The sequence below is a fragment of the Pseudomonas sp. N-137 genome (assembly GCF_034555295.1).
GTDB classification, from domain to species: Bacteria; Pseudomonadota; Gammaproteobacteria; order Pseudomonadales; family Pseudomonadaceae; genus Aquipseudomonas; species Aquipseudomonas rhizophila.
This window is the reverse complement of the sequence record NZ_JAXUDQ010000030.1, coordinates 88,124-112,212: the sequence shown is the minus strand read 5'-3', so window position 1 is coordinate 112,212 and position 24,089 is coordinate 88,124. Positions and strand designations below refer to the sequence as shown.

The window sequence follows — 24,089 nt, the reverse complement described above, 5'->3', positions numbered from 1 at the left end:
AGCAAGCTCCCTCGCCACAAGAACTCTCCAGCCGGCCGGACGCACTACTCGATACCCACCCGATTACGCCCATTGTGCTTAGCCGTGTACAGCCCTTTGTCCGCCGCCGAAATCAGCTGGCGGCAATCGCCACCTTGCTGTGGCGTGAAGGTCGAGACGCCAACGCTGACAGTCAGGTTCGCCCCCTCATGAGGCGTGATGTGGGGGATGTTCAGGGCAACGACGCTCTGGCGCAGCTTTTCGGCCATCAACCGCGCGCCGCCAGCCGAGGTGCTGGGCAAGACCAGGGCGAACTCCTCGCCGCCGTAACGGGCCGGCAGGTCGGACGGACGACTGCACGCATCACGGATCGCCGTGGCGACCTTGCGCAGGGCTTCGTCCCCCTCCAGGTGGCCGAAATTGTCGTTGAAGGACTTGAAGTAATCCACGTCGATCATCAACAGCGAGAGCTGGGACTGGTCCCGCAGCGCCCTTCTCCACTCCAGCTCCAGGTATTCATCGAAGTGCCGGCGGTTGGACAGCCCGGTCAGACCGTCGGAATTCATCAGCCGTTGCAGCACCAGATTGGTGTCGAGCAGTTGCTGCTGGCTGACCCGCAGGGCGCGATAGGCCGCATCGCGTTGCAGCAGCATCATGTAGGACCGCGAGTGGTAGCGAATGCGCGCCACCAGTTCGATGTTGTCCGGCAACTTGACCAGGTAATCGTTGGCCCCGGCGGCGAACGCCGCGCTTTTGACCAGCGGGTCCTCCTTGGTGGACAGGACAATGATCGGAATATCCCGGGTCGCCGGATGGTTACGGTATTCGCGCACCAGGCTCAAGCCATCAAGACCGGGCATCACCAGGTCCTGGAGGATCACCGTTGGCTTGATGCGGACCGCATGGGCGATGGCCTGGTGTGGGTCGGCGCAGAAGTGAACGTCGATGTTCTCTTCATTGGCCAGCCCGCGCCGCACCGCCTCGCCGATCATCGCCTGGTCGTCGACGAGCAAGACCATGGCCGCGTTCTCGTCACGCTTGAAATCGTCGAGCTGTAAATCACTCATGGGAACTCACCTGAATACGGCTGGTGGACAAGGCTGCCGGGGTTCTTCATTGGGTAAAAATCTCCACTAACCGTGGCGCTATGTGGTCCAGCGCTAGAATCTGCGCAGCCGCGTCGATGGCCGCGGCCGCTTTGGGCATGCCGTACACCGCGCTGCTCTGCTGGTCCTGGGCGATGGTCAGATAGCCCTGCTGGCGCATGAGTTTAAGCCCTTGGGCCCCGTCGCGGCCCATGCCAGTGAGCAAAACGCCCACCGCGTCACCGCTCCAGAAGTGGGCGACGCTCTCGAAAAACACGTCGATGGACGGCCGGTAGATCTCGTTGACCGGCTCGGCGGTGTAGGCCAGAGTGCCGTTTTTCAATAGGCGCAGATGGTGGTTGGTGCCGGCCAGCAGCACCGTACCGCTTTGCGGCGGCTCGCCGTGCCGGGCCAGGCGCACCTGGTGGCCTGACGCACTGCTCAGCCATTGGGCCATGCCCGCAGCAAACACCTCGTCCACATGCTGGACCAGCACAATGGCCGGGGCGAAATGACGGGGCAGGCCCTTGAGCAGGATCTCCAGCGCGGCCGGCCCACCCGCCGACGACCCGATGGCAATCAGGCTATTGCGTGACACCGACATCCGCTGCGCAGCCGGTGCAGCACGCTCACGGTGATTGCGCTCACCGATCAGCCAACCGATGTTGGTGATCTTGCGCAGCAGCGGTGCCGCCGCATCCGCGGGGTTGCCCACCCCCAAGGTAGGGGTATCAACCACATCCAGCGCGCCATACCCCATGGCTTCGAACACCCGGTGAACGTTCTGCTGGCTGTCACCGGTGACAATCACAATGGCGCACGGGGTTTCGGCCATGATCCGCCGGGTCGCCTCCACGCCATCCATGATGGGCATGAGCAGGTCCATCAGAATCAGGTCCGGGGTGTATTCGGCGCAACGCTGAACCGCCTCGGCACCGTTGGCGGCCACCCAGACCAACTGGTGCGCCGGCTCGAAGGCCAGGGCACGGCGCAGGGCTTCGACCGCCAGGGGCATGTCATTGACGATGGCGATCTTCAAGCGCGTGCTCCTCCGATCAATTCGACGACGGCATCGAGCAAGGCGTCGTCATGGAAACTGGCCTTGGCTAGATAATAGTCAGCGCCGGCATCCAGGCCACGGCGACGATCTTCTTCACGATCCTTGTAAGACACCACCATCACCGGCAGCGACTGCAGACGGTTATCGCGCCGCAACAGCGACACCAGCTCGATGCCGTCCATGCGCGGCATGTCGATGTCGGTGATCAGCAGGTCGAAATCCTCCGCTCGCAGCGCGTTCCAGCCGTCCATGCCGTCCACGGCCACCGCCACGTCATAACCACGATTGAGCAACAGCTTGCGTTGCAGCTCGCGCACGGTCAGGGAGTCGTCCACCACCAGGATCCGCTTGCGCGGTGTCTGCGTCTGGTTCTGGCGGGCGATGCGTTCCAGGCGCCCGGTGTCGAGCAACTTGTCCACCGAGCGCAGCAGGTCTTCGACATCGACGATCAGCACCACCGAACCATCGTCCAGCAAAGCCCCGGCGGAGATGTCCTGGATCTTGCCCAGGCGTTCGTCCAGGGGCAGGACCACCAGCGTGCGCTCGCCGATGAACCGTTCGACCGCCACGCCGTAGATGGCCTCGCGCTCACGGATCACCACGACCTTGAGCGCCTGGCTGCTGTTCTGTGATGCCGGACGATTGAGCAACTGACTGGCGGCGACCAGCCCGACATGCCGCCCTTCGTGCCAGAAGTGCTGGCGCCCTTCGACTTGCACAATGTCCTCAGGAGCGAGATCGCACATGCGCTCGATGTGAGCCAGGGGAAAGGCGTAGGCTTCACCGCCGACTTCCACCACCAGGCTGCGCACCACTGAGAGCGTCAGCGGCACCTCAAGATGGAAGCGACTGCCCTCGCCCGCTGTCTGCTCCAGCACCACCGCGCCGCGCAACTGCCGGACCATATGCTGAACGGCGTCCAGGCCGACGCCGCGCCCGGACACTTCAGTGACGGTGTCGCGCAGGCTGAAGCCGGGCAGGAACAGGAACGTCAGCAGTTCCTCTTCGCTCAAATTGGCTGCGGTCTGCTCAGGGGAAAGCCCTCGTTCGACGACGCTGCGCCGCACCCGTTCCAGGTCCACACCGGCGCCGTCGTCCGCCAGTTCCAGCACCAGCAGGCCAGCCTGATGGGAGGCGCGCAAGCGGATCAGGCCTTCGGCGGGCTTGCCGGCCAGCACCCGTTGCTCCGGAGATTCGATGCCATGGTCCACGGCGTTGCGCAGCAGATGGGTCAGCGGCGCTTCGAGTCTTTCCAGCACGTCGCGGTCGACCTGGGTTTTATCGCCCTCAATCTCCAGGCGCACCTGCTTGCCCAGGCTGCGCCCCAGGTCACGGACCATCCGGGCCTGGCCGGATAGCACATCGGCAAACGGTCGCATGCGACAGGCCAGCGCCGTGTCGTACAACACCTGTGCTCGCTGACCGGCCTGCCAGGCGAACTCGTCCATCTCCGCGGTTTTCTGCGCCAGCAATTGCTGGGTTTCGGCCAGCAAGCGGCGGGCGTCGTTGAGCGCTTCCTCGGCCTGCAAGCTCAACGCGTGTTCCTTGAGGTGCACATTCAGCTCTTCCAAGGCCCGCAAGCCGTTGCTCTGCTGGCGCTTGAGCCGTTGCATCGTCGCCAGCCAGGGCTTGAGGCGCTGGGTTTCCACCAAGGATTTACTGGACAGGTCCAACAGGCTATTGAGGCGCTCGGCGGTGACCCGCAAGACCCGCTCGCCCCCTTCGGTGACCCGCTTACCCTTGGGCAGCGGTTCCGTTGCCGCGAGCGGTTCTGCCTCGGCCGGCTCAACGCGAAAAGCCTCCGCTTGCATCTCGATTCGCGGCGACCCGGCAGGCGTGTGCGCAGCGGCAGGATCGAGCAGTTGCCCCATCAACGCCACATACGCATCGACGTCCTGGGCTCCGATGCTGTTGCCTGGCGTGGCAATTCGCGTCAACAGGTCGGTGCCTTGCAGCAAGGCGTCGATGTGCTCGGCGCGCAGGACCAGACGGCGCTCCTGGGCGCTGACCAGGCAATCCTCCATGACATGGGCCACGCTGACCCCGGCGTTCACTCCAACGATCCGCGCCGCGCCCTTGAGGGAATGGGCCGCGCGCATGCACGATTCAAGATAATCGGCCTGGGTCGGGTCGCGTTCCAGGGCCAGCAGGCCGGCGCTGAGCACCTGAGTCTGGGCTTCGGCTTCCAGGCTGAACAACTCCAGCAACGAGGCGTCACGCATTTGATCAGGGGTCATGACAGGCTCCGGGTCATGGCGGACAACAACTGTTCTTCGTCCAGCCAGCGCAAGCTGCGGCCCTTGAACTTCAATACGCCACGGGTGTACTTGGCCGCCGATTGCGAGGCCGCGCCCAGGACGCGTTCATCGATGGCGTGAATGCCGTCCACCTCGTCCACCGGCACCACCACCGGGCCGCCCTGGGCCGCGACGATCAACATGCGCGGCATGACCCGCGCGCCGGCCACCACTGCCCCGCCGGGTTCCAGGTCCAACAGTTCCACCAGCGACAGGCAGGCCACCAAGGCCCCGCGCACATTCGCCACGCCCAACAAGGCCCGCGAACGCTGGTGGGGCAGCGAGTGAATCGGCTGCAACGGCGCCACTTCCACCAGACTGCGGGTGGTCAGGCCCAGCCACTCTTCGCCCAGTCGGAACATCAACAGCGATCGTGTGACGATATCGGTGTCCAGCGGCGCGTGGGCCAAGTCCCGGTCGTCGTGCTGCAAGGTGTAGCGATCGAGCAAACGGGTGGCAGCCGCCGAATACACCGCGCAGTTGCGGCAGTGAATATGCTCGGCCAGCAACGGACAGGATTTATCGCCATGCACCCCGATGCGATTCCAGCAATCGTCGATGGCCTGGGCATCGTCATGGGTCAGGTTGTCATTAGCCGAACCACTCATTGTTTACGCTCACTGTCAGCCATGCGCCCGCTGCGAGCGGCGCGGTCCTGCAATCGACGGGCACCGGCCGCGTCTCCCTGGGAAGCCAGCAACGCCGCCAGATGCACCAGGGCCTCGGCGTGTTGCGGTTCAAGATAGAGCGCCTTGCGATAAAAACCCTGGGCCTCAAGCGCGCTACCGGCCATGTCACTGAGCAGCCCCAGCCAGTAGAACACTTGGGCCGCCGGCGCATGATTGCGCAGGTACTGCTGGCAGGCCGCACGGGCTTCGGCGCTTTTGCCAGCATTGGCCAGCGCCGCGATATTGGCCAGTAAGGTAGTGGCGTCGCTGTTTTTCGGCTCAGTGATCGGAGCCACGCTTGCTGCGAACGGCCGGGGCCGGACCACCGGTGGAATGACTCGAGGCGCGACCTGGCCAAGCGGCAGCGGGGCCGGCAATGGCGTCGACATCAAGGCGGGCAGCGGCTGTGGCTGCGGGGCACCTTGGCGACTGAAAGCAAACGACTGGGCAATCCCGATTGAACGCATGCCCAACCGCCCCAGCAAACTGCCCTCGGCGGGGCCGATAAACAGCACGCCGTCCTGGTGGGTCAGGCGCTTGAGCACCTCGAACACCTGCTGCTGGGTCGGCTGGTCGAAATAGATCAGCAGATTGCGGCAGAACACAAAATCGTAAGGGGCCTCGTTCACCAGCAAGGTCGGATCCAGCAGGTTGCCCACTTGCAGACGCACCTGTTCACTCACCCGCTCGCTGAGGCGATACCCCTCTGCCTCGGCGCTGAAATATCGCTCGCGAAAGCCGAGGTCGGCGCCACGGAACGAGTTCCTGCCGTAAAGCGCTTGCCTGGCACGTTCTATCGACAGCGGACTGACGTCCAGCGCGTCCACCTTGAACTGATGCGGTCCCAGGCCCGCGTCGAGCAACGCCATGGCAATGGAGTAAGGCTCTTCGCCAGTGGAGCAGGGCAAGCTGAGGATGCGCAGCGCACGCAGGTGCTTGATCTCGGCCAGACGCTTGATGGCCAGCCTGGCGAGGGTGGCGAAGGACTCGGGATAACGGAAGAACCAGGTCTCCGGGACAATCACCGCTTCGATCAGCGCCTGTTGCTCCTGGGCAGAATGTTGCAGGCATTGCCAGTACTCATCTGCCGCACGCCCAGGCACGGCAATGATGCGCTGGCGCACGGCCCGCTCGATGATGGCGGTGCCGACGGAGGTGACATCCAGGCCGATGCGCACCTTGAGAAAATCGAAAAACCGCTGGTCGCTGTTCATGCCCGTCCCTCGAGGTCATCGAAGTTCAAGGGAGGCGTGGGAAACAGCACGGCACGGACCGACTCGTCGAGCAGGTCATTGACCCGCACCCATTGCAACAGGCCTTGCGCGTCTTCGCGCACCGGGCCCAGGTACGGCGCCTGTGGGTTATCCAAGCCATAAGGTCGGAAATCCGCCGGATCGCAACGCAAGGTGTCGGTGGCCTGTTCCAGAATCAGCCCCAGAACCTGCCCCGCCTGCTGCGCGTCGGGTCGGTAATGCACCAGCACCAGCCGCGTACTGGTACGCGCCTGGGCGCTCTGACCGAAGGTCAGCGTGCACAGATCGATCACGGGCACCACCGCGCCGCGCCAGGCAAACACCCCCGCCACCCAGGACGGTGCCTGGGCAATCGGTTTGAGGGGCAAGCGCGGCAGCACTTCCACCACATCGATGGCTTGCAGGGCGTAGCGTTCGTTGCCGATGCAAAACACCAGGAACAACGACTGACGGGCCGCCGACACGGCGCCACGTCTGGCCTCGAACTCGCTCATCAGACTTTGAAGCGCGAGACGCCGCTGCGCAGCCCCACAGCGACCTGGCTCAGTTCATCGATGGCAGAACTGGCCTGGCGCAGGGACTCCACCGTCTGACTGCTGGCATCGCCCAATTGCACCAGGGCATGGTTGATCTGCTCGGCGCCGGTGGCCTGGGCCTGCATGCCTTCGTTGACCATCAACACCCGCGGCGCCAGCGCCTGTACCTGGTGGATGATCTGCGACAGTTGCTCGCCGACCTGCTGCACCTCGGCCATGCCACGGCGCACTTCTTCGGAGAACTTGTCCATGCCCATCACTCCAGCGGAGACGGCGGACTGGATCTCGCGCACCATCTGCTCGATGTCGTAGGTCGCCACGGCTGTCTGATCCGCCAGGCGCCGAACCTCAGTGGCGACCACGGCAAAACCGCGGCCATACTCTCCCGCCTTCTCGGCCTCGATGGCGGCATTGAGGGACAACAGGTTGGTCTGGTCGGCCACCTTGACGATGGTCACCACCACCTGGTTGATGTTGCCGGCCTTCTCGTTGAGGATCGCCAGCTTCGCGTTCACCAGATCCGCCGCGCCCATCACCGAGTGCATGGTTTCTTCCATGCGCGCCAGGCCTTGCTGGCCGGAACCGGCCGCCACCGAGGCCTGGTCGGCGGCGCTGGAAACTTCGGTCATGGTGCGCACCAGATCCCGGGACGTGGCGGCAATTTCCCGAGAGGTCGCGCCGATCTCCGTAGTGGTAGCGGCGGTTTCGGTGGCCGTGGCCTGTTGCTCGCGGGAGGTGGCGGCGATCTCGGTGACCGAGGTGGTGACCTGCACCGAAGAGCGCTGGGCCTGGGACACCAGCGATGTCAGCTCGGCCATCATGTCGTTGAAGCCGGTTTCCACCGCACCGAACTCGTCTTTACGCGCAAGGTTCAGGCGCCCGCTCAGGTCGCCGCTGCGCATGATGCCGAGGATTTCCACAATGCGGTTCATCGGCGCCATGATCGCGCGCATCAACAACAGGCCACAGAGCATGGCAATGAGCACCGCCACGAGAAACGACAGCCCCATGGCAACTTCAGCGGCGGTTACCGACTGACTGATGGTCAGGGCGGCTTTTTCCGCCAGCTCCCGGTTGCGTTCGATGATCTGGTTCAAATGCCCGCGACCGTCGAGCCATGCCGGCGTCAGCTCTTTCTCCAGCGCCAGCTGTGCCCCTTCGAAATCCTTGCGTTCATACAGGTCCAGAACCTTCGCCAGGGCCTTGTTGAAGTCCTGATGATTGACCTCGAATTCGTCGAAGGAGACTTGGTCGGCAGGGTCCTGGATCAGCTTTTGATAGTGCTGGATTTCCTCGCGCAGATGCTGCTCGTAGCCCTGGTAGAGGGCCTTGTCCTCGGCAGTGATTTCCCGCTGGCCCGAGAGGCCGACGATCTGCTGGGTCTTGACGTAGCTGTCGACCCAGCCACCGCGAATCATGGAACTGTAATACACCCCCGGCACCGCGTAGACGCGTACTTTTTCTTCGCTGGCCTCGATCCTCAATAACCGCGAATACGTGACGACCACCATCAGCAGCATGATGGCGATGATCACCGCAAAACTCGCCAGGATGCGTTGGCGCAACGTCCAGTTCTTCACAGTACAACCTCGGGCATTTTGAAATGCTGGGGAGTATAGCCGAGGGCGACGTTGCGGCTGTATGGCGGTGAGGAAGGAGTTTGGTGATTCGCTCAGCTGTTCAAACAGCTCAAGCCAGGCATCAATGTGGCAGTCGATGCAAAAGTTCTATGGGAGCGAACCTGCTCGCGATTGCGATGCATCAGTCAATAATGGTGTCGACTGACATACCGCTATCGCGAGCAGGCTCGCTCCCACAGGGGGTGATATTTACCTTGGGGTCAGGCCTGGCTCAAAGAGCGGCCTGACGTACCTGCTTCTCCAGCTCAGTCTTCAACCCCGGCTCCAGTTTGAGCTGGCGCGCCAGTTCATCGAGGTAGGATTTCTCCATGAAGTTTTCCTCATCCACCAGCATCACACTGGCGATGTACATCTCGGCGGCCATTTCCGGCGTGCTGGCGGCCCGGGCGACATCGGCAGGGTCCAGGGGTTTGTTGAGCTCGGCGTGCAGCCAGTGTTGCAGCTCCTGATCGTTGTCGAGCTTGGTGAACTCGCCTTCGATCAACTGCTTTTCACGCTCGTCGACGTGGCCATCGGCCTTGGCCGCCGCCACCAGGGCCGTGAGGATCGCCTGGCTGTGCTGCTCGACCTGGGCCGGGGGAAGACGATCCAGCGTCTGCGGTTCAGTTTTCGGCGCACTGCCCTGCTGGGCTTGCCAATTGCCATAGGCCTTGTAGGCGATCACGCCCAATGCCGCCAGACCACCATAGGTCAGGGCCTTGCCGCCAAACTGGCGAGCCTTCTTGTTGCCCAGCAACAGGCCCATGGCTCCGGCGGCCAGCGCCCCGCCACCCGCGCCGGAGAGCATCCCGCCCAAATTGCCAGCACCACCGCCGAGCAAACCGCCCAGGCCGCCGGATGACTTGCCTTGGGAGCCGCCAGCCTTGTTCTGCAACATTTCCTGACCGGACTTGAGAAGCTGATCGAGCAATCCACGGGTGTTCATTTGCTGCCTCCACGCATTCGGGTAACCGGATCATTAAGGCAATCAGCCTAGTTCGAAAGTGCCCGAGTCTGTCGGTGAGAGTGCTTCGAGATGTTGCTTGCCAATTTTCCTGTGGCTGCGGCGAACCCGATAAAACGATATAGACTCGAATCAACTGAAAAACCGCAGCAAAAACAGCTTTGACGAGGGCTTGGACATGCAAACCAAACTGCTGATCAATGGTCACCTGGTGAACGGCGACGGGCCCGGCCAGGCCGTGTTCAACCCCGCGCTGGGCCGGGTGCTGGTGGAAATCAACGAAGCCAGCGAAGCTCAGGTCGATGCCGCCGTGCGCGCGGCCGACAGTGCCTTCCAAAGCTGGTCCCAGGTATCGCCCAAGGACCGCTCCCTGCTCCTGCTCAAGCTGGCCGACACCATCGAAGCCCACGGCGAAGAACTGGCCAGGCTCGAATCGGACAATTGCGGCAAACCTTTGAACGCCGTGCTGAACGACGAGATCCCGGCAATTGCCGACGTGTTCCGTTTCTTTGCCGGCGCCAGCCGTTGCATGAGCGGCTCGGCGGGTGGCGAATACCTGCCGGGGCACACGTCGATGATCCGCCGCGATCCGGTGGGCGTGATCGCCTCCATCGCGCCGTGGAATTACCCGTTGATGATGGTCGCCTGGAAAATCGCCCCAGCCCTGGCCGCCGGTAACACCGTAGTGCTCAAACCCTCGGAGCAGACCCCACTGACGGCGTTGCGGCTGGCGGAACTGGCGTCGGAAATTTTCCCCGCGGGTGTACTCAACGTGCTGTTCGGTCGTGGTCAGACGGTCGGGCAACCGTTGGTCACTCACGCAAAGGTGCGCATGGTTTCGCTGACCGGCTCCATCGCCACAGGCGCGAACATCATTTCCAGCACCGCCGACAGCGTCAAACGCACCCACATGGAACTGGGCGGCAAGGCCCCGGTGATCATTTTCGACGATGCCGACATTGACGCAGCCGTGGAAGGCATCCGCACCTTCGGTTTCTACAATGCCGGCCAGGACTGCACCGCTGCCTGCCGCATTTACGCCCAACAAGGCATCTACGACAGGTTCGTCGAGAAACTCGGTGCGGCGGTGGCCAGCATCAAATACGGCCTGCAAACCGCCCCGGACACCGAGATGGGGCCGCTGATCACTGCCCAGCACCGCGACCGCGTGGCCGGCTTTGTCGAACGGGCCATCGCCCAGTCGCATATTCGCCTGATTACCGGTGGCAAGGCCGTGGACGGCAACGGATTCTTCTTTGAACCAACGGTATTGGCCGACGCCCAGCAGGACGACGAAATCGTGCGCCGCGAGGTTTTTGGGCCGGTGGTGTCCGTCACACCGTTCATCGACGAAGCGCAGGTGCTGGCCTGGGCCAACGACTCGGACTACGGCCTGGCGTCTTCAGTCTGGACCGCCGACATCGGCCGCGCCCATCGCTTGGCGGCACGCCTGCAATATGGCTGCACCTGGGTGAACACCCACTTCATGCTCGTCAGCGAAATGCCCCATGGCGGTCAGAAACGTTCCGGTTATGGCAAGGACATGTCGATGTATGGACTGGAGGACTACACAGTAGTGCGGCATGTGATGTTCAAGCATTGAACCAAAGAACGACTACCACGGCCGGACGGCAGAGTCTGGTCGTGGCGGTTCAAGTGTCATGACGGCACTACCAACGCCACTGAGGGAAAATAACTTCGGTAGCGTTTGGCATCACGAGTGAGCAAAGGCAGGCCATTCACAGCCGCATGGGCACCGATAAAAAAATCGGCCAGCACGTTATTTTTCCCGCCTCCTACTGGCTGATGTGAAACCAGAAAGATGGATAAAGGCGCAATCCGAGCTCTCTACGAGCAGATCCGCACTCATTCAAAACCTCGAAACACTGCGCATCGCATCCATCAGGCAACGCATGGCGATCCGGTCGTTTTCCGACAGTTCGCGATAGCGTTCCACCAGTCTTAGTTCGTCCATGCTGAGCGGCCGGGTCCGGCGCGCGCTCGTCAAGCATGGAAGGATCCCCAGCAATTGGGTGATGCCCTGTATTTTTGTCATTGAGCCTTGTCCTTCTGTACGTCGAATTGACCGATAGCACCTGCTGAATCCGCGGGTTCAACCTCTATCACGCTAAAGGATAGGGAGGATTCACACCGTGAACAGGGAGTTTTAGAGTAATTAGTCAAAAAATGCAGAGTTACCCGTTAAAAAAGGAAATATCTGTAAGGAAATTTAACTAAACCACGCTTTCCTCTCTCTCCCGTGCCACGTATCCCCTATGATTTTGCGCCTCGGTGAACCGATCCAGCTCTCAGGCATCTGTTCTAACGTCCGTCGCGTTTGGCCAAAGGCATGTCCGAACTTCTTTACCAGTCTCTGTTGCCAGGAAAGGCTCGGGATTGTTTCCAGAAAGGTTGTATTTATGCACCGCAGGAATCTGCTCAAGGCGTCCATGGCTTTCGCTGCCTACACCGGGCTTTCGGCTTCAGGGCTTATGGCCGCACGCGCCTGGGCTGCTGACCGGACCGCCGACGGCGAGGCCCGTCCTTTCGATTTCAATGGGTTGAAAGAACAGGCCCGGGAACTGGCCAAGAGCCGTTACGTCGACACCAAGCAAGTTTTGCCGCCGACACTGGCGATGATGTCCCCGCTGCAATTCAACGCCATCCGCTACGACGCCAACCACTCGCTGTGGAAGGAGCTGGACGGTCAACTGGACGTGCAGTTTTTCCACGTCGGCATGGGCTTCAAGCAACCGGTGCGCATGTACAGTGTCGATGCCAAGACCCGCATGGCCCGTGAAGTGCACTTCCGCCCGGAGTTGTTCAACTATGAGAAAACCACGGTCAACACTTCGCAGTTGACCGGTGACCTGGGCTTCTCAGGGTTCAGGGTGTTCAAGGCGCCGGAGCTGGACCGGCACGATATCGTTTCGTTTCTGGGGGCCAGTTATTTCCGCGCCGTGGACAACACCGGCCAGTACGGATTATCGGCCCGGGGCCTGGCCATCGACACTTACGCCAAGAAGCGTGAGGAATTCCCGGACTTCACCAAGTTCTGGTTCGAAATCCCGGACAAGAACAGTACCCGTTTCGTGGTCTACGCCCTGCTCGACTCGCCCAGCGCCACCGGCGCCTATCGTTTTGACATCGATTGTCAGCCCACCCGCGTCGTGATGGAAATCGATGCGCACATCAATGCCCGTACCGCCATCGAGCAATTGGGCATCGCGCCGATGACCAGCATGTTCAGCTGCGGCACCGTTGAGCGGCGCATGTGCGACACCATCCACCCGCAAATTCACGACTCCGACCGGCTGGCGATGTGGCGCGGCAATGGCGAGTGGGTTTGTCGCCCGCTGAACAACCCCGCCACCCTGCAGTTCAACGCCTTCGCCGACAACAACCCCAAAGGCTTCGGCCTGGTGCAGACCGATCACGACTTCGCCAGCTACCAGGACACCGTGGACTGGTACAGCAAGCGCCCGAGCCTGTGGGTCGAACCGACAACGGCCTGGGGCGAAGGCTCGGTCGATCTGCTGGAAATTCCTACGACCGGTGAAACCCTGGACAACATCGTCGCATTCTGGACGCCGAAGAAGCCGGTCGCTGCCGGTGAATCGCTGAACTACGGCTACAAGCTCTATTGGAGCGCCTTGCCACCGGTGAGCACCGAGCTGGCCCAGGTCAACGCGACCCGTTCAGGCATGGGCGGCTTCATCGAAGGCTGGGCACCGGGCGAGCACTACCCCACCGTCTGGGCCCGACGTTTTGCCGTGGACTTCAACGGCGGCGGCCTCGATCAGCTCCCCCCTGGCACCGGTATCGAACCGGTAGTGACCTGCTCCCACGGCGAGGTGAAGGACTTCAACGTGCTGGTGCTCGATGCGATCAAGGGTTACCGCATCACCTTCGACTGGTACCCGACCGACGATCGCGTGGACCCGGTGGAGATGCGCCTGTTCCTGCGCACCAATGACCGGACCTTGAGCGAGACCTGGCTGTACCAGTACTTCCCGCCGGCGCCGGATAAGCGTAAATACCCTTGATCCTTGCGCGTCAGGGATGACGCCATCGCGAGCAGGCTCGCTCCCACAGGGTAGGGTGTGGATCACAAATTCTGTGAACAACACCAATCCACTGTGGGAGCGAGCCTGCTCGCGATGAGGCACGTACAGACGCCGTACCATCCAGCCCAATAAACAAAAGCCCCGGCCAAAACGACCGGGGCGTTTTGTTTCAAGCTAACCCTTAATCGCGCAAATCCGACTCATGAATCGGCTGGTCCCGATGCGTGGCTCTCTGATACTGCGCTGGCCACGTGGCCTTGCGGCCCCCCAGGTCATCATCGGCATGCAACGCCCAGTACGGATCACGCAACAGTTCGCGGGCCAGGAAAATGATGTCGGCCTGGCAGGTCCGCAAGATGTGCTCGGCCTGGGCCGGTTCGGTAATCATGCCGACAGTGCCGGTGGCGATTTCCGACTCCTTGCGCACCCGTTCGGCAAAGCGCGTCTGATACCCCGGACCGGTGGGAATTTCCGCATTCACAGCGGTGCCGCCCGATGACACATCGATCAGGTCCACCCCCAGCGCCCTGAATCGCCGCGCCAGCTCCACGGTTTCATCCGGGTTCCAGCCATCCTCGACCCAGTCGGTGGCTGATACGCGCACGAACACCGGCAATTCCTCAGGCCATACCGCCCGGACCGCTTCGGTCACTTGCAGCACCAGCCGGATGCGATTCTCGAACGAGCCGCCGTATTGATCGCGCCGCTGATTGCTCAAGGGAGACAGGAATTGATGCAGCAGATAACCGTGGGCTGCATGGACTTCCACGACTTTGAACCCGGCCGTCAGGCTACGTTTGGCCGCCTCCACGAACGCCTGGATGACACCGGCAATCTGCCCCTCGTCCAGTTGGATCGGCTGGGTGTGCTGCGGATCGAAGGCAATCGGCGACGGGCCGACCGGAACCCAGCCGCCCTCCTCCGGTTTTACGCTGCCATGCTTGCCGAGCCAGGGTCGCCAGGTGCTGGCCTTGCGTCCGGCGTGGGCCAGTTGAATGCCGGGCACGGCCCCTTGGGCGGTGATGAAGCGGGTGATGCGTTGCAGGGGGCCGATCTGTTCATCGTTCCACAACCCCAGGTCCTGATCAGTAATGCGACCGTCGGCAGTGACGGCAGTGGCTTCGGTGAACACCAGGCCGGCACCGCCCACGGCGCGGCTGCCGAGGTGTACCAGGTGCCAGTCATTGGCCAGGCCATCGGCGCTCGAATACTGGCACATCGGCGACACCGCGATGCGATTGGGCAGGGTCAATTGACGAAGGGTATAGGGTTCCAGCAGCAGACTCATGGGGCACCTCTCGAATCAGTGGGCAGGCTCCAGGGTTCTGTTTGAAAAGTCGACGAGTGACAAAAGGTGCAACACCCGCCCCCGCGGGCAAAGAAATCCGACAAGACGTCACAAGGGCTATCAAGCAGTGCTTAGAGCCTAGTCGACAACCTGGGAGGCGGGAGGGTTCAGAACTTAAAAATCGACGGTGTGACGCAATGGTGTACCCCTGTGGCGAGGGAGCTTGCTCCCGCTGGGCTGCGAAGCAGCCCCGGCATTGCAGCCATCACATCGCAAGGGGACGCTGGCGCGTCCAGCGGGAGCAAGCTCCCTCGCCACAGAGTACGAACGCAAGATGGCGGCGTGTCTACCGCGGTTCGATATGGGCAATCATCAACTGCACCGTTTCCTGGCCGCGAAACTCGTTGAGGTCGAGTTTGTAGGCCAGTTCCACCCAGCGCACAGTGGGGTTTGGCCAGATATCGCGGTCGATGCCGAAGGCGATACCGTCGAGTTTCACCGAGCCGCATTCGCTTTTGAGGACGACCTTGAGGTGCCGTTCGCCCACCACGCGCTGTTCGACCAACTGGAACACACCGTGAAACATCGGCTCCGGGAAATGCTGCCCCCAGGGCCCGGCGTGACGCAGCGCCCGAGCCAGCTCCAGGTGGAACTCTTCCACCGCCAGGGTGCCGTCCGACAACAGGCGCCCGGTCAGGTCTTCTTCGCGCAATTGCCGGCGCACTTCAGCGTCGAACGCCTCGGCGAACAGTGGAAAATTCTCTTGCGCCAACGTCAGGCCCGCCGCCATGGCGTGGCCGCCATACTTGCTGATCAGCGTTGGATGTTGCGCCGCCACCACACTCAGGGCATCACGAATATGAAAACCCGGCACCGAGCGCCCCGAGCCCTTGAGCAGGCCGTCTCCGGCATCGGCAAAAGCAATGGTCGGGCGGAAATACCGCTCCTTCATCCGCGAGGCGAGGATCCCGATAACGCCCTGGTGCCACTGAGGATCGAACAGACATAGACCGAACGGCATGGACTCCACCGGCAAGTCCTTGAGCTGGGCCAGCGCTTCACGCTGCATGCCCTGTTCGATGGATTTGCGATCCTGGTTCATGCCGTCCAGTTGCGCCGCCATCTCCCGCGCCAAGGCCGGATCGTCAGTGAGCAGGCATTCGATGCCCAGGCTCATGTCGTCCAGACGCCCGGCTGCGTTCAGGCGCGGGCCGAGGATAAACCCGAGGTCCGTGGAAGTGATACGAGAATGATCGCGCCTGGCCACTTCCAGGATCGCCTTGATGCCGGGTCGGGCGCGCCCTGCACGAATGCGTTCCAGGCCCTGATGCACCAGGATCCGGTTGTTGGCGTCCAGAGGCACCACATCCGCCACGCTGCCCAGTGCCACCAGATCCAGCAGTTCGCCGATGTTTGGCTGGGGGCTGCTGGCGTACCGGCCCAGGCTGCGCAGACGTGCCCGCAAGGCCATCAGCACATAAAAAATCACACCGACCCCGGCCAATGCCTTGCTCGAGAACTCACAGCCCGGCTGGTTCGGGTTGACGATGGCATCCGCCGCCGGCAGTTCGAGGCCCGGCAAATGGTGGTCGGTAACCAGCACCTTGAGCCCCGCCGCTTTCGCCGCTGCCACACCTTCGACACTGGAAATGCCGTTGTCCACGGTGATCAGCAACTGCGGCTCACGGGTCAGGGCGACCTCGACAATTTCCGGGGTCAGTCCGTAGCCATACTCGAAGCGATTGGGAACCAGATAATCGACATGGGCCGCCCCGAGCAAACGCAGGCCCAACATGCCCACCGTGCTGGCCGTCGCCCCGTCGGCATCGAAGTCGCCGACGATCAGGATGCGCTGGCGCTGCTCCAGCGCCACCACCAACAGATCCACGGCCGCGTCGATACCCTTGAGTTGCTGATAAGGAATCAAGCGCGCCAGGCTCTTGTCCAGTTCAGCCTCGGACTGCACGCCACGGGCCGCATACAGGCGCGTCAACAGGGGCGGCAGGTCACCGAGGAATGGCAGGGTGTCGGGTAGCTGGCGGGGTTCTATGCGCATGGGGTGACAAAGTTTTCTCTGGAAATCGTGAAGGTAATGGCAAGGAAAGCTTGGGTGGGAGCGGGTTCGCTCGCGAAAGCGGCGGCACATTCAACATCAATGCAAACTGATCTGCCGCCTTCGCGAGCAAGCCCGCTCCCACAATGGCTCACTCAATACCGGGTCAATGGCTCAGCCGCGCTCACCCAGCAACCATTGCAATTGGACTTCATGCTGGCCGCGATCATCGGTCACGAAAATCGTCCCCTCGCTGATCATCACATCCCACTTGATCACGCGGGGCATGTCCTTAGCGAGCGTCTCCAGCACTTCCTGGGGCACGGCGGCGATGTTGACGTTCTTGAGGTTCTTTACCGCCGGGATCACCTTGCCTTCCCAGACTCGCAGGCTGCCGTAGGCCAGCAGGCTCGTGCGTTCGGTGCGGCGCGAGCACCAGGTCAGGCGGTCGGCGTCGGGCTGGCCCACTTCGATCCAGTGCAGCACACGGTCATCCAGGCTTTTTTCCCACAGCGCAGGTTCATCGACATCCGACAGACCTCGGCCAAATGCCAGCAGCTCGTTGTACCAGAAAGCGTAGGCCAACAGGCGCACGGTCATGCGTTCTTCGGTTTCCGAAGGATGACGGGCGATGGTCTGCTTCACGTTCTCGTACACACTGCGGTCGAGGTCGGTGAGGTTCAGTTCAAACTTATAGGTCGTGGACGGCTGGGCCATGAACGGGCTTCTTGATACGAGGAAAGGCGGCAAGTCTAACCGATGAGGCGGGCATTCCACGAATTGCCGACCATCAACCTGCGGCGACTGACGCCGGCCTATGATAAAACGCTCTTTCGTTCTGCCTTTGTTCTACAGGATCCGTCATGTCGCTTACTGCCAAACCCCTTGCGGGCGTCAAAGTCATCGAACTCGGCACCTTGATCGCCGGACCTTTTGCCTCGCGGATCTGCGGTGAATTCGGTGCCGAGGTGATCAAGGTCGAATCGCCCGATGGCGGCGACCCGTTACGTAAATGGCGCAAGCTGTATGAAGGCACGTCCTTGTGGTGGTTCGTCCAGGCGCGGAACAAGAAATCCCTGACCCTGAACCTCAAGCACCCCGAAGGTCTGGCGATTCTGAAAAAGCTGATCGGCGAAGCCGACATCCTGATCGAGAATTTTCGCCCCGGAGTGTTGGAAAAGCTCGGCCTGGGTTGGGAAGTCCTACATGCGCTGAACCCGAAACTGGTCATGGTGCGGCTCTCGGGCTTCGGTCAGACCGGGCCGATGAAAGATCAGCCCGGGTTTGGCGCAGTGGGCGAGTCCATGGGCGGCCTGCGTTACATCACCGGGTTCGAAGACCGGCCACCGGTGCGCACCGGCATATCCATCGGCGATTCGATTGCCGCCCTCTGGGGCGTGATTGGCGCACTGATGGCGCTGCGTCATCGCGAGGTCAACGGCGGAACCGGGCAAGTGGTGGATGTGGCGCTGTACGAGGCGATTTTCGCCATGATGGAAAGCATGGTGCCGGAGTTCGATGTGTTCGGTTTCATCCGTGAGCGCACCGGCAACATCATGCCCGGCATCACCCCGTCGTCTATCCACACCAGTGCCGATGGCAAGCACGTGCAGATTGGCGCCAACGGCGACGCGATCTTCAAGCGCTTCATGCAGGTCATCGGCCGTGAGGATCTGGCCAATGACCCGCAACTGGCCAGCAATGACGGGCGCGACAGCCGCCGCGATGAGCTTTACGGGGTCATCGATCGCTGGGTCAATTCACTCCCGCTCGATACCGTTATCGAGCATTTGAACCAGGCGGGAGTGCCGGCCAGCCGGATTTTCAGCGCCGAAGATATGTTCAGCGATCCACAGTTCCTGGCCCGGGAAATGTTTCTCCAGGCCAAGCTGCCGGACGGCAAGGCGTTCAAGATGCCGGGCATCGTACCGAAACTCTCCGACACACCGGGCACCTCTGAATGGGTGGGACCGACGCTGGGTGAGCACAATGCCCAAGTGCTAGGCGAGCTTGGCTATGATGCACAGCAGATCGCCCAACTGCGCATCGACGGCGCCATTTGATGCGGTGAACGAAAGTCTGTGGCCACTGAAGATCAACTGTGGGAGCGAGCCTGCTCGCGATAGCGTCGGTTCAGTCGACTTGATATTGACTGACACACCGCAATCGCGAGCAGGCTCGCTCCCACAAGGGTTCGGCATCGCTCAGCGCCAGAGCACGCTAAAACCTTAAACGCCGGGCAAAAAGAAACCCCGAGAAGTGGGGAGACAACTCGGGGTTAAACGCGACCATTCAGGTCCGTACAACAAGCGACAAGCACCGGAGCACAATGCTTGATCTTGCTGGTAAAGGGTCTGACTCATCAGGACGTAGGAAGGTTCCCACGAAATAGTGTTCAATTTGGGAGAGCCATCACCTTGTCACGTGCCAGATTACGCAGCGCCGCGATCACACAGGGCTCAAGCCGGCCCTCGGCAATCAGCACGTCGCGGTGCAGGCCATCGACCACGTCCGTCAGTTGGCGTCTGTCGGTCAATTGCGCTTGGTTGAACATACGTTCGACCATGATGGCCCCGGAGGCATTCTTCAGCGTTACCAGACACTCGCCCCTGGCGCCAGAGGGAGTCAGCGTCACCTGATACGGGCTCAAAGCCTCACCCAGCAATAGGCTGATACTTTCCATTCGCTCACCCTTCAATAGTCCGAAAACAACTGCTTGTTCACAGTAAATGACCGTGGGCCGCAGCAGAAAGTTCGTTCGCATACCGAGCCGGTACACCTCGAAGCCGTTGAACCGAGCATGCGCGTCCAATATGACAGGCAAACAACAGCTACCGCTTGAAGAAATTTCCTCACGAGCAGCCTGCATCAAGCCAGCAATGGCTCAGCGCGGTTCCACCGGCGCCCGACATCGATCCAGCCTCCCAGCAAACCGCGCAACTGCCCATCGGCCCCATAAAAAGGCACCGACCAATGATAGATTTTGCGTAATCCACTCCTGAACATCAGTTGACGATCGACGAACCGGGACTGGCCGGTTCGCAGTTGCTCCATGACCTCTCCATGCAGCAGCTCGGCAGTCGCCGGCGGGAACACCGCGGAATCCGTCAGCCGGGTCCCCCGCAACTTTTCAAAGCGCGTCGCGAACTGCTCTTCGTAACTCTTGTTGCACATGATCAGGCGCCCTTCCAGGTCACGAATGAAGATCGGATCGGGAATGGCATCCATCAAGGCCCTCTGGAGCATCAACTGATCATTGAGGACAGCCTCGGCCTTGAGGCGCTGGTCGATTTGTATCTGCAGGCGGCGGTTCCAGAGCAGGGACAGCAGAGCGAACAACACGACCACCGTCACACACCAATAACCCCAGCGGGAAATCCGCAACCAGACCGATGGCGCCTGGCCAGGGGCGATACCGGCCATCCATTTGGAACGCAGCGCCCGCATTTCTTCGGCCGGAAAAGCTTCCAGCGCCTTGTTCAGAATACTCAGCAATGGGAGCAGATCCTGACGTACAGCCAGATAATCCGGTTCCCACTTGCCCTCCAGACTTCTTCCTACACGCAACTGTCCCGCCGGATAAAGGTGCACCCCGGTTTCGTTTTCAATGGTGGCGTGGGCCTCCCGGCTCTCCACCAGGGCCCTCGCTTCCCCGTAAGTCTTGACCGTGCGCAACTCGATGGCCGGGTAGTCGCGCCGGATCTGCGCCTCCAATGCATGCCGTGCCGGCAATGCCAGGATCTTGCCATTGAGCTGCTCCAGCGAATCGGGGACGGACTCCCCGTCGCGCCCGACGAATACCCAGCCGGAACCGCCAAAGGCGTGGCTGAAGCTCAGAAAATCCCTGCGTTCGTCGTTCATCGCCAGCGTGGTCGTCATGTCGGCCTCTGCGTTTTCCAGCATCGCCAGCAATTGTTCAGGGGAGAACGACTCCCGATGCACAAACTCAAGGCCTGTCATGCGCGCAATACGCTGGAGAATGTCGTTGTTCAGGCCGTTCCACTGCCCATGCTCATTCTTGAACAGGTACAACGGAAACTGCATCGAGGCCACGATGACCTGCGGGTTTTGCTCGATCCATTTCAATTCCTGCGGATCCAGCACCAACCGTTCGCCGGGGCCGAACGGTGGCGTTTCGTAGGTCGCCAACTGTGCGGCGTCCACCCCCAGTGTCCAAAACACCAGGACCAGGCCCATCATCCAGCCCAGGGCTGGTTTGCGTCTGATAAAAAACAACATCTGCATATCCTTCGAGATTACTCGCCCGTCCCTCCAAGGGCGAAAACCCGATCAGTTTGGCATGCAGAAACAAGAAAGCCCGTCAGGAGACGGGCTTCAAAATGTGACAGGTTTCAGCGCTCAGAGAGGCTTGCCGCGGTTGCCATGCTGACTGACAAAGGCCTGCACGGCTTTCAAGTCATTGGGCAACACGGTGCAACGCTCATCTCGCTCAAACAAATCAGAAAGATGTGCGGGTAGTTCGAGCGCTTTTCCTACACCGGCCTTCTCCACCGCTTCCGGAAACTTGACCGGATGAGCAGTGCCCAGGATCACCATCGGAATGTCCAGACTGCGACGGCACTCACGAGCGGCTCTCACACCGATGGCCGTATGTGGATCGAGCAATTCACCGCTCTGCTCGAACACCTCGGCAATGGTCTCGCAGGTTTGCGCATCATCCACCGCCAGGGAGTCAAACAGCTTGCGCGCTTCGGTCCAGCGCTCAGGCTCGACGCTGAAACCACCGCCCTGCCGGAAGCTGTCCATCAGGCCGGCAATTGCCGCGCCATTGCGACCGTGCAGGTCGAACAGCAAGCGCTCGAAGTTCGACGACACCATGATGTCCATGGACGGCGACAGCGTAGCGTGCAGGGTTTCCTTGACGTACTGGTTGCCGCTCATGAAGCGGTGCAGGATGTCGTTGCGGTTGGTGGCGACGATCAACTGGTTGATCGGCAGCCCCATGTTGCGCGCCAGATAACCGGCAAAGATATCGCCGAAGTTACCCGTAGGCACCGAGAACGATACCGAACGGGCCGGGCCGCCCAGTTGCAGGGCCGCGTGGAAGTAATAAACGATCTGGGCCATGATCCGCGCCCAGTTGATCGAGTTCACTGCGACCAGCCGCGTACCTTTGAGGAAGCTCTGGTCGGCAAAACTGGCCTTGACCATTTCCTGGCAGTCATCGAAGTTGCCTTCGATGGCGATGTTATGGATGTTATCGCCGAAAATCGTCGTCATCTGCCGACGCTGCACTTCCGAGACACGGTTGTGCGGGTGCAGGATGAAGATGTCGACGTTCTCGCAATGCTTGCAGCCTTCGATGGCGGCCGAACCGGTATCGCCGGAAGTGGCACCGACAATCACGACACGCTCGCCACGCTTTTGCAGCACGTAGTCCAGCAGACGACCGAGCAATTGCAGGGCGAAGTCCTTGAAAGCCAGGGTCGGGCCGTGGAACAGCTCCATCACCCATTCGTTACCGTTGAGCTGACGCAACGGCGCGATGGCGTTGTGGGAAAAGACGCCATAGGTCTCTTCCAGGATTTTCTTGAAGTCGGCGTCCGGGATGCTGCCGGTGACAAACGGGCGCATGACCCGGAAGGCCAGCTCGTGATACGGCAAGCCGGCCCAGGAGGCGATCTCTTCCTGGGTGAAACGCGGCAGGTTTTCCGGCACATAGAGGCCGCCGTCCGTGGCCAGGCCGGCCAGCAGGACATCTTCGAAATTCAGGGCCGGTGCCTGGCCGCGGGTGCTGATATAGCGCATAGGAGCAAACCTTTGGTTTGAGCTTCGAGCGTCAAGCTGCAAGCTACAAGTTAAAAGCAGCCGGGCTTTTATTTGTAGCTTGCAGCTCATGGCTTGCAGCTGTATTGATTTAACTTGCAGCTTTTAGCTTGGAGCTTGTAGCTGCTTCAATTCAAATGCTCGACGCGGATACGGACCACCGGCCCGACGACGCCCTGGAGAGCCTCCAACGCGGTGATCGCGTCGTTGATGCGCTGCTCGACCACTCGGTGGGTCAGCAGGATCATCGGCACCAGGCCATCGTGTTCCTCGACTTCCTTCTGCATGATCGACTCGATGTTGATGCCGCGCTCCGAAAGGATGCTCGCCACCTGAGCCAGTACCCCTGGGTGGTCCTTGGCCTGGATACGCAGGTAGTAGGCACTTTCGCATGCTTCGATCGGAAGAATCGGATGATCCGACAGCGAGTCCGGCTGGAAAGCCAGGTGCGGCACACGGTTCTCCGGGTCGGAGGTCATCGCACGCACCACATCCACCAGGTCGGCCACCACCGAGGAAGCGGTCGGTTCCATGCCGGCGCCAGCACCGTAGAACAGCGTGGAGCCTGCGGCGTCGCCGTTGACCATCACAGCGTTCATCACGCCGTTGACGTTGGCGATCAGGCGATCGGCCGGGATCAAGGTCGGGTGCACGCGCAGCTCAATGCCACTGGCCGTGCTACGGGCTACGCCCAGGTGCTTGATGCGGTAGCCCAAGGCTTCAGCGTAGTTCACGTCAGCGGTGGTCAGCTTGGTGATGCCTTCGGTGTATGCCTTGTCGAATTGCAGCGGAATACCAAAGGCGATAGACGCCAGGATCGTCAGCTTGTGCGCCGCGTCGATGCCTTCCACGTCAAAGGTCGGATCGGCTTCTGCGTAACCCAGGGCCTGGGCCTCGGCGAGCACGTCTTCGAAGGTGCGACCCTTTTCGCGCATCTCGGTGAGAATGAAGTTCCCGGTGCCGTTGATGATCCCGGCGACCCAGTTGATGCGGTTGGCCGAAAGGCCTTCACGAATCGCCTTGATCACCGGAATGCCACCGGCCACGGCGGCTTCGAACGCAACGATCACGCCCTTTTCCCGCGCCTTGGCGAAAATCTCATTACCGTGAACAGCGATAAGCGCCTTGTTCGCGGTGACCACATGCTTGCCATTCTCGATGGCCTTGAGTACCAGCTCGCGGGCAACGGTATAGCCGCCCATCAGCTCTATGACGATGTCGATCTCAGGGTTCGTGGCCACTTCGAAGACATCGTTGGTAATCGCAATACCGGTCGTCTGGAACTGAGGCTTTGGCGTGCGCATGGCAATTTGTGCCACTTCGATTCCACGCCCGGCACGACGAGCAATTTCCTCGGCGTTGCGCTGAAGTACGTTGAAGGTGCCGCCACCGACGGTACCTAACCCACAGATGCCTACTTTGACCGGATTCAC

19 protein-coding genes are annotated in these 24,089 nt (G+C 61.3%); 3 read left to right on the top strand and 16 right to left on the bottom strand.

The window, feature by feature from the left end:
* Window positions 1–44: 44 nt before the first annotated feature.
* The 8 genes from T3A99_RS21520 to T3A99_RS21485 all read right to left on the bottom strand — a co-directional run bounded on the left by T3A99_RS21520 (window position 45) and on the right by T3A99_RS21485 (window position 9,443).
* Entirely contained in the window at window positions 45–1,046 is a 1,002-nt protein-coding gene (locus tag T3A99_RS21520; protein WP_047227524.1) for a diguanylate cyclase domain-containing protein, read from the bottom strand.
* 46 nt (window positions 1,047–1,092) lie between these two features.
* Entirely contained in the window at window positions 1,093–2,103 is a 1,011-nt protein-coding gene (locus tag T3A99_RS21515; RefSeq protein WP_047227523.1) for a chemotaxis response regulator protein-glutamate methylesterase, read from the bottom strand.
* Window positions 2,100–4,361 carry a hybrid sensor histidine kinase/response regulator gene (locus tag T3A99_RS21510; protein ID WP_274090888.1) on the bottom strand — a complete coding sequence of 754 codons (2,262 nt, stop codon included), beginning with the start codon at window positions 4,359–4,361 and terminating at the stop codon, window positions 2,100–2,102. The genes T3A99_RS21515 and T3A99_RS21510 overlap by 4 nt, the downstream gene beginning before the upstream one ends.
* The gene (locus T3A99_RS21505; RefSeq protein WP_047227521.1) at window positions 4,358–5,029 is read right to left on the bottom strand and encodes a chemotaxis protein CheW; all 672 of its coding nucleotides are present in this window, start codon (window positions 5,027–5,029) and stop codon (window positions 4,358–4,360) included. The genes T3A99_RS21510 and T3A99_RS21505 overlap by 4 nt, the downstream gene beginning before the upstream one ends.
* On the bottom strand, window positions 5,026–6,303 hold the full coding sequence (locus T3A99_RS21500; protein WP_322834791.1) for a protein-glutamate O-methyltransferase CheR: 1,278 nt from the start codon (window positions 6,301–6,303) through the stop codon (window positions 5,026–5,028). Before T3A99_RS21500 ends, T3A99_RS21505 begins: the two co-directional genes overlap by 4 nt.
* Window positions 6,300–6,836 (bottom strand): chemotaxis protein CheW, encoded by a 537-nt coding sequence (locus T3A99_RS21495; protein ID WP_047227519.1) that lies wholly within the window; start codon window positions 6,834–6,836, stop codon window positions 6,300–6,302. The genes T3A99_RS21500 and T3A99_RS21495 overlap by 4 nt, the downstream gene beginning before the upstream one ends.
* Window positions 6,836–8,458, bottom strand: coding sequence for a methyl-accepting chemotaxis protein (locus tag T3A99_RS21490; RefSeq protein ID WP_076386211.1), 1,623 nt, complete (start codon window positions 8,456–8,458; stop codon window positions 6,836–6,838). Before T3A99_RS21490 ends, T3A99_RS21495 begins: the two co-directional genes overlap by 1 nt.
* A gap of 271 nt (window positions 8,459–8,729) precedes the next feature.
* Window positions 8,730–9,443, bottom strand: a complete 714-nt coding sequence (locus T3A99_RS21485) for a tellurite resistance TerB family protein (protein ID WP_160891624.1) — start codon at window positions 9,441–9,443, stop codon at window positions 8,730–8,732.
* Window positions 9,444–9,639: 196 nt separating this feature from the next.
* Between T3A99_RS21485 and T3A99_RS21480 the strand changes: the two genes are divergently transcribed.
* Window positions 9,640–11,064: a gamma-aminobutyraldehyde dehydrogenase gene (locus tag T3A99_RS21480; RefSeq protein WP_047227516.1), complete on the top strand. Its 1,425-nt coding sequence runs from the start codon at window positions 9,640–9,642 to the stop codon at window positions 11,062–11,064.
* A gap of 267 nt (window positions 11,065–11,331) precedes the next feature.
* Here the strand turns inward: T3A99_RS21480 and T3A99_RS21475 are convergent, their stop codons facing one another.
* Window positions 11,332–11,517, bottom strand: a complete 186-nt coding sequence (locus tag T3A99_RS21475; RefSeq protein ID WP_047227515.1) for a hypothetical protein — start codon at window positions 11,515–11,517, stop codon at window positions 11,332–11,334.
* 364 nt (window positions 11,518–11,881) lie between these two features.
* Between T3A99_RS21475 and T3A99_RS21470 the strand changes: the two genes are divergently transcribed.
* Window positions 11,882–13,507, top strand: coding sequence for a glucan biosynthesis protein D (locus T3A99_RS21470; RefSeq protein WP_047227514.1), 1,626 nt, complete (start codon window positions 11,882–11,884; stop codon window positions 13,505–13,507).
* Between the two features lie 202 nt (window positions 13,508–13,709).
* Here the strand turns inward: T3A99_RS21470 and T3A99_RS21465 are convergent, their stop codons facing one another.
* The 3 genes from T3A99_RS21465 to T3A99_RS21455 form a co-directional block, all read right to left on the bottom strand.
* Window positions 13,710–14,816, bottom strand: coding sequence for an NADH:flavin oxidoreductase/NADH oxidase (locus tag T3A99_RS21465; protein WP_047227513.1), 1,107 nt, complete (start codon window positions 14,814–14,816; stop codon window positions 13,710–13,712).
* Window positions 14,817–15,162: 346 nt separating this feature from the next.
* On the bottom strand, window positions 15,163–16,872 hold the full coding sequence (gene recJ / locus T3A99_RS21460) for a single-stranded-DNA-specific exonuclease RecJ (protein WP_274090887.1): 1,710 nt from the start codon (window positions 16,870–16,872) through the stop codon (window positions 15,163–15,165).
* Window positions 16,873–17,043: 171 nt separating this feature from the next.
* On the bottom strand, window positions 17,044–17,586 hold the full coding sequence (locus T3A99_RS21455) for a YaeQ family protein (RefSeq protein ID WP_047227511.1): 543 nt from the start codon (window positions 17,584–17,586) through the stop codon (window positions 17,044–17,046).
* A gap of 146 nt (window positions 17,587–17,732) precedes the next feature.
* Between T3A99_RS21455 and T3A99_RS21450 the strand changes: the two genes are divergently transcribed.
* Window positions 17,733–18,932: a CaiB/BaiF CoA transferase family protein gene (locus T3A99_RS21450; RefSeq protein WP_139051084.1), complete on the top strand. Its 1,200-nt coding sequence runs from the start codon at window positions 17,733–17,735 to the stop codon at window positions 18,930–18,932.
* A 332-nt stretch (window positions 18,933–19,264) separates the two neighbouring features.
* Here the strand turns inward: T3A99_RS21450 and T3A99_RS21445 are convergent, their stop codons facing one another.
* The 4 genes from T3A99_RS21445 to T3A99_RS21430 form a co-directional block, all read right to left on the bottom strand.
* Window positions 19,265–19,552: a DUF3509 domain-containing protein gene (locus T3A99_RS21445; RefSeq protein WP_047227509.1), complete on the bottom strand. Its 288-nt coding sequence runs from the start codon at window positions 19,550–19,552 to the stop codon at window positions 19,265–19,267.
* 185 nt (window positions 19,553–19,737) lie between these two features.
* The gene (locus T3A99_RS21440; protein ID WP_076386214.1) at window positions 19,738–21,108 is read right to left on the bottom strand and encodes a transporter substrate-binding domain-containing protein; all 1,371 of its coding nucleotides are present in this window, start codon (window positions 21,106–21,108) and stop codon (window positions 19,738–19,740) included.
* A gap of 120 nt (window positions 21,109–21,228) precedes the next feature.
* Window positions 21,229–22,638, bottom strand: coding sequence for a threonine synthase (gene thrC, locus T3A99_RS21435; protein ID WP_047227507.1), 1,410 nt, complete (start codon window positions 22,636–22,638; stop codon window positions 21,229–21,231).
* A 146-nt stretch (window positions 22,639–22,784) separates the two neighbouring features.
* Window positions 22,785–24,089, bottom strand: a complete 1,305-nt coding sequence (locus tag T3A99_RS21430; RefSeq protein ID WP_047227506.1) for a homoserine dehydrogenase — start codon at window positions 24,087–24,089, stop codon at window positions 22,785–22,787.

What these genes read in the sequence shown, in the direction of transcription:
- T3A99_RS21520 (WP_047227524.1), bottom strand. Translation starts at nt 1,046, where the DNA reads ATGAGTGATTTACAGCTCGACGATTTCAAGCGTGACGAGAACGCGGCC.
- T3A99_RS21510 (WP_274090888.1), bottom strand. Translation starts at nt 4,361, where the DNA reads ATGACCCCTGATCAAATGCGTGACGCCTCGTTGCTGGAGTTGTTCAGC.
- T3A99_RS21505 (WP_047227521.1), bottom strand. Translation starts at nt 5,029, where the DNA reads ATGAGTGGTTCGGCTAATGACAACCTGACCCATGACGATGCCCAGGCC.
- T3A99_RS21500 (WP_322834791.1), bottom strand. Translation starts at nt 6,303, where the DNA reads ATGAACAGCGACCAGCGGTTTTTCGATTTTCTCAAGGTGCGCATCGGC.
- T3A99_RS21495 (WP_047227519.1), bottom strand. Translation starts at nt 6,836, where the DNA reads ATGAGCGAGTTCGAGGCCAGACGTGGCGCCGTGTCGGCGGCCCGTCAG.
- T3A99_RS21485 (WP_160891624.1), bottom strand. Translation starts at nt 9,443, where the DNA reads ATGAACACCCGTGGATTGCTCGATCAGCTTCTCAAGTCCGGTCAGGAA.
- T3A99_RS21480 (WP_047227516.1), top strand. Translation starts at nt 9,640, where the DNA reads ATGCAAACCAAACTGCTGATCAATGGTCACCTGGTGAACGGCGACGGG.
- T3A99_RS21475 (WP_047227515.1), bottom strand. Translation starts at nt 11,517, where the DNA reads ATGACAAAAATACAGGGCATCACCCAATTGCTGGGGATCCTTCCATGC.
- T3A99_RS21470 (WP_047227514.1), top strand. Translation starts at nt 11,882, where the DNA reads ATGCACCGCAGGAATCTGCTCAAGGCGTCCATGGCTTTCGCTGCCTAC.
- T3A99_RS21465 (WP_047227513.1), bottom strand. Translation starts at nt 14,816, where the DNA reads ATGAGTCTGCTGCTGGAACCCTATACCCTTCGTCAATTGACCCTGCCC.
- recJ (WP_274090887.1), bottom strand. Translation starts at nt 16,872, where the DNA reads ATGCGCATAGAACCCCGCCAGCTACCCGACACCCTGCCATTCCTCGGT.
- T3A99_RS21455 (WP_047227511.1), bottom strand. Translation starts at nt 17,586, where the DNA reads ATGGCCCAGCCGTCCACGACCTATAAGTTTGAACTGAACCTCACCGAC.
- T3A99_RS21450 (WP_139051084.1), top strand. Translation starts at nt 17,733, where the DNA reads ATGTCGCTTACTGCCAAACCCCTTGCGGGCGTCAAAGTCATCGAACTC.
- T3A99_RS21445 (WP_047227509.1), bottom strand. Translation starts at nt 19,552, where the DNA reads ATGGAAAGTATCAGCCTATTGCTGGGTGAGGCTTTGAGCCCGTATCAG.
- T3A99_RS21440 (WP_076386214.1), bottom strand. Translation starts at nt 21,108, where the DNA reads ATGTTGTTTTTTATCAGACGCAAACCAGCCCTGGGCTGGATGATGGGC.
- thrC (WP_047227507.1), bottom strand. Translation starts at nt 22,638, where the DNA reads ATGCGCTATATCAGCACCCGCGGCCAGGCACCGGCCCTGAATTTCGAA.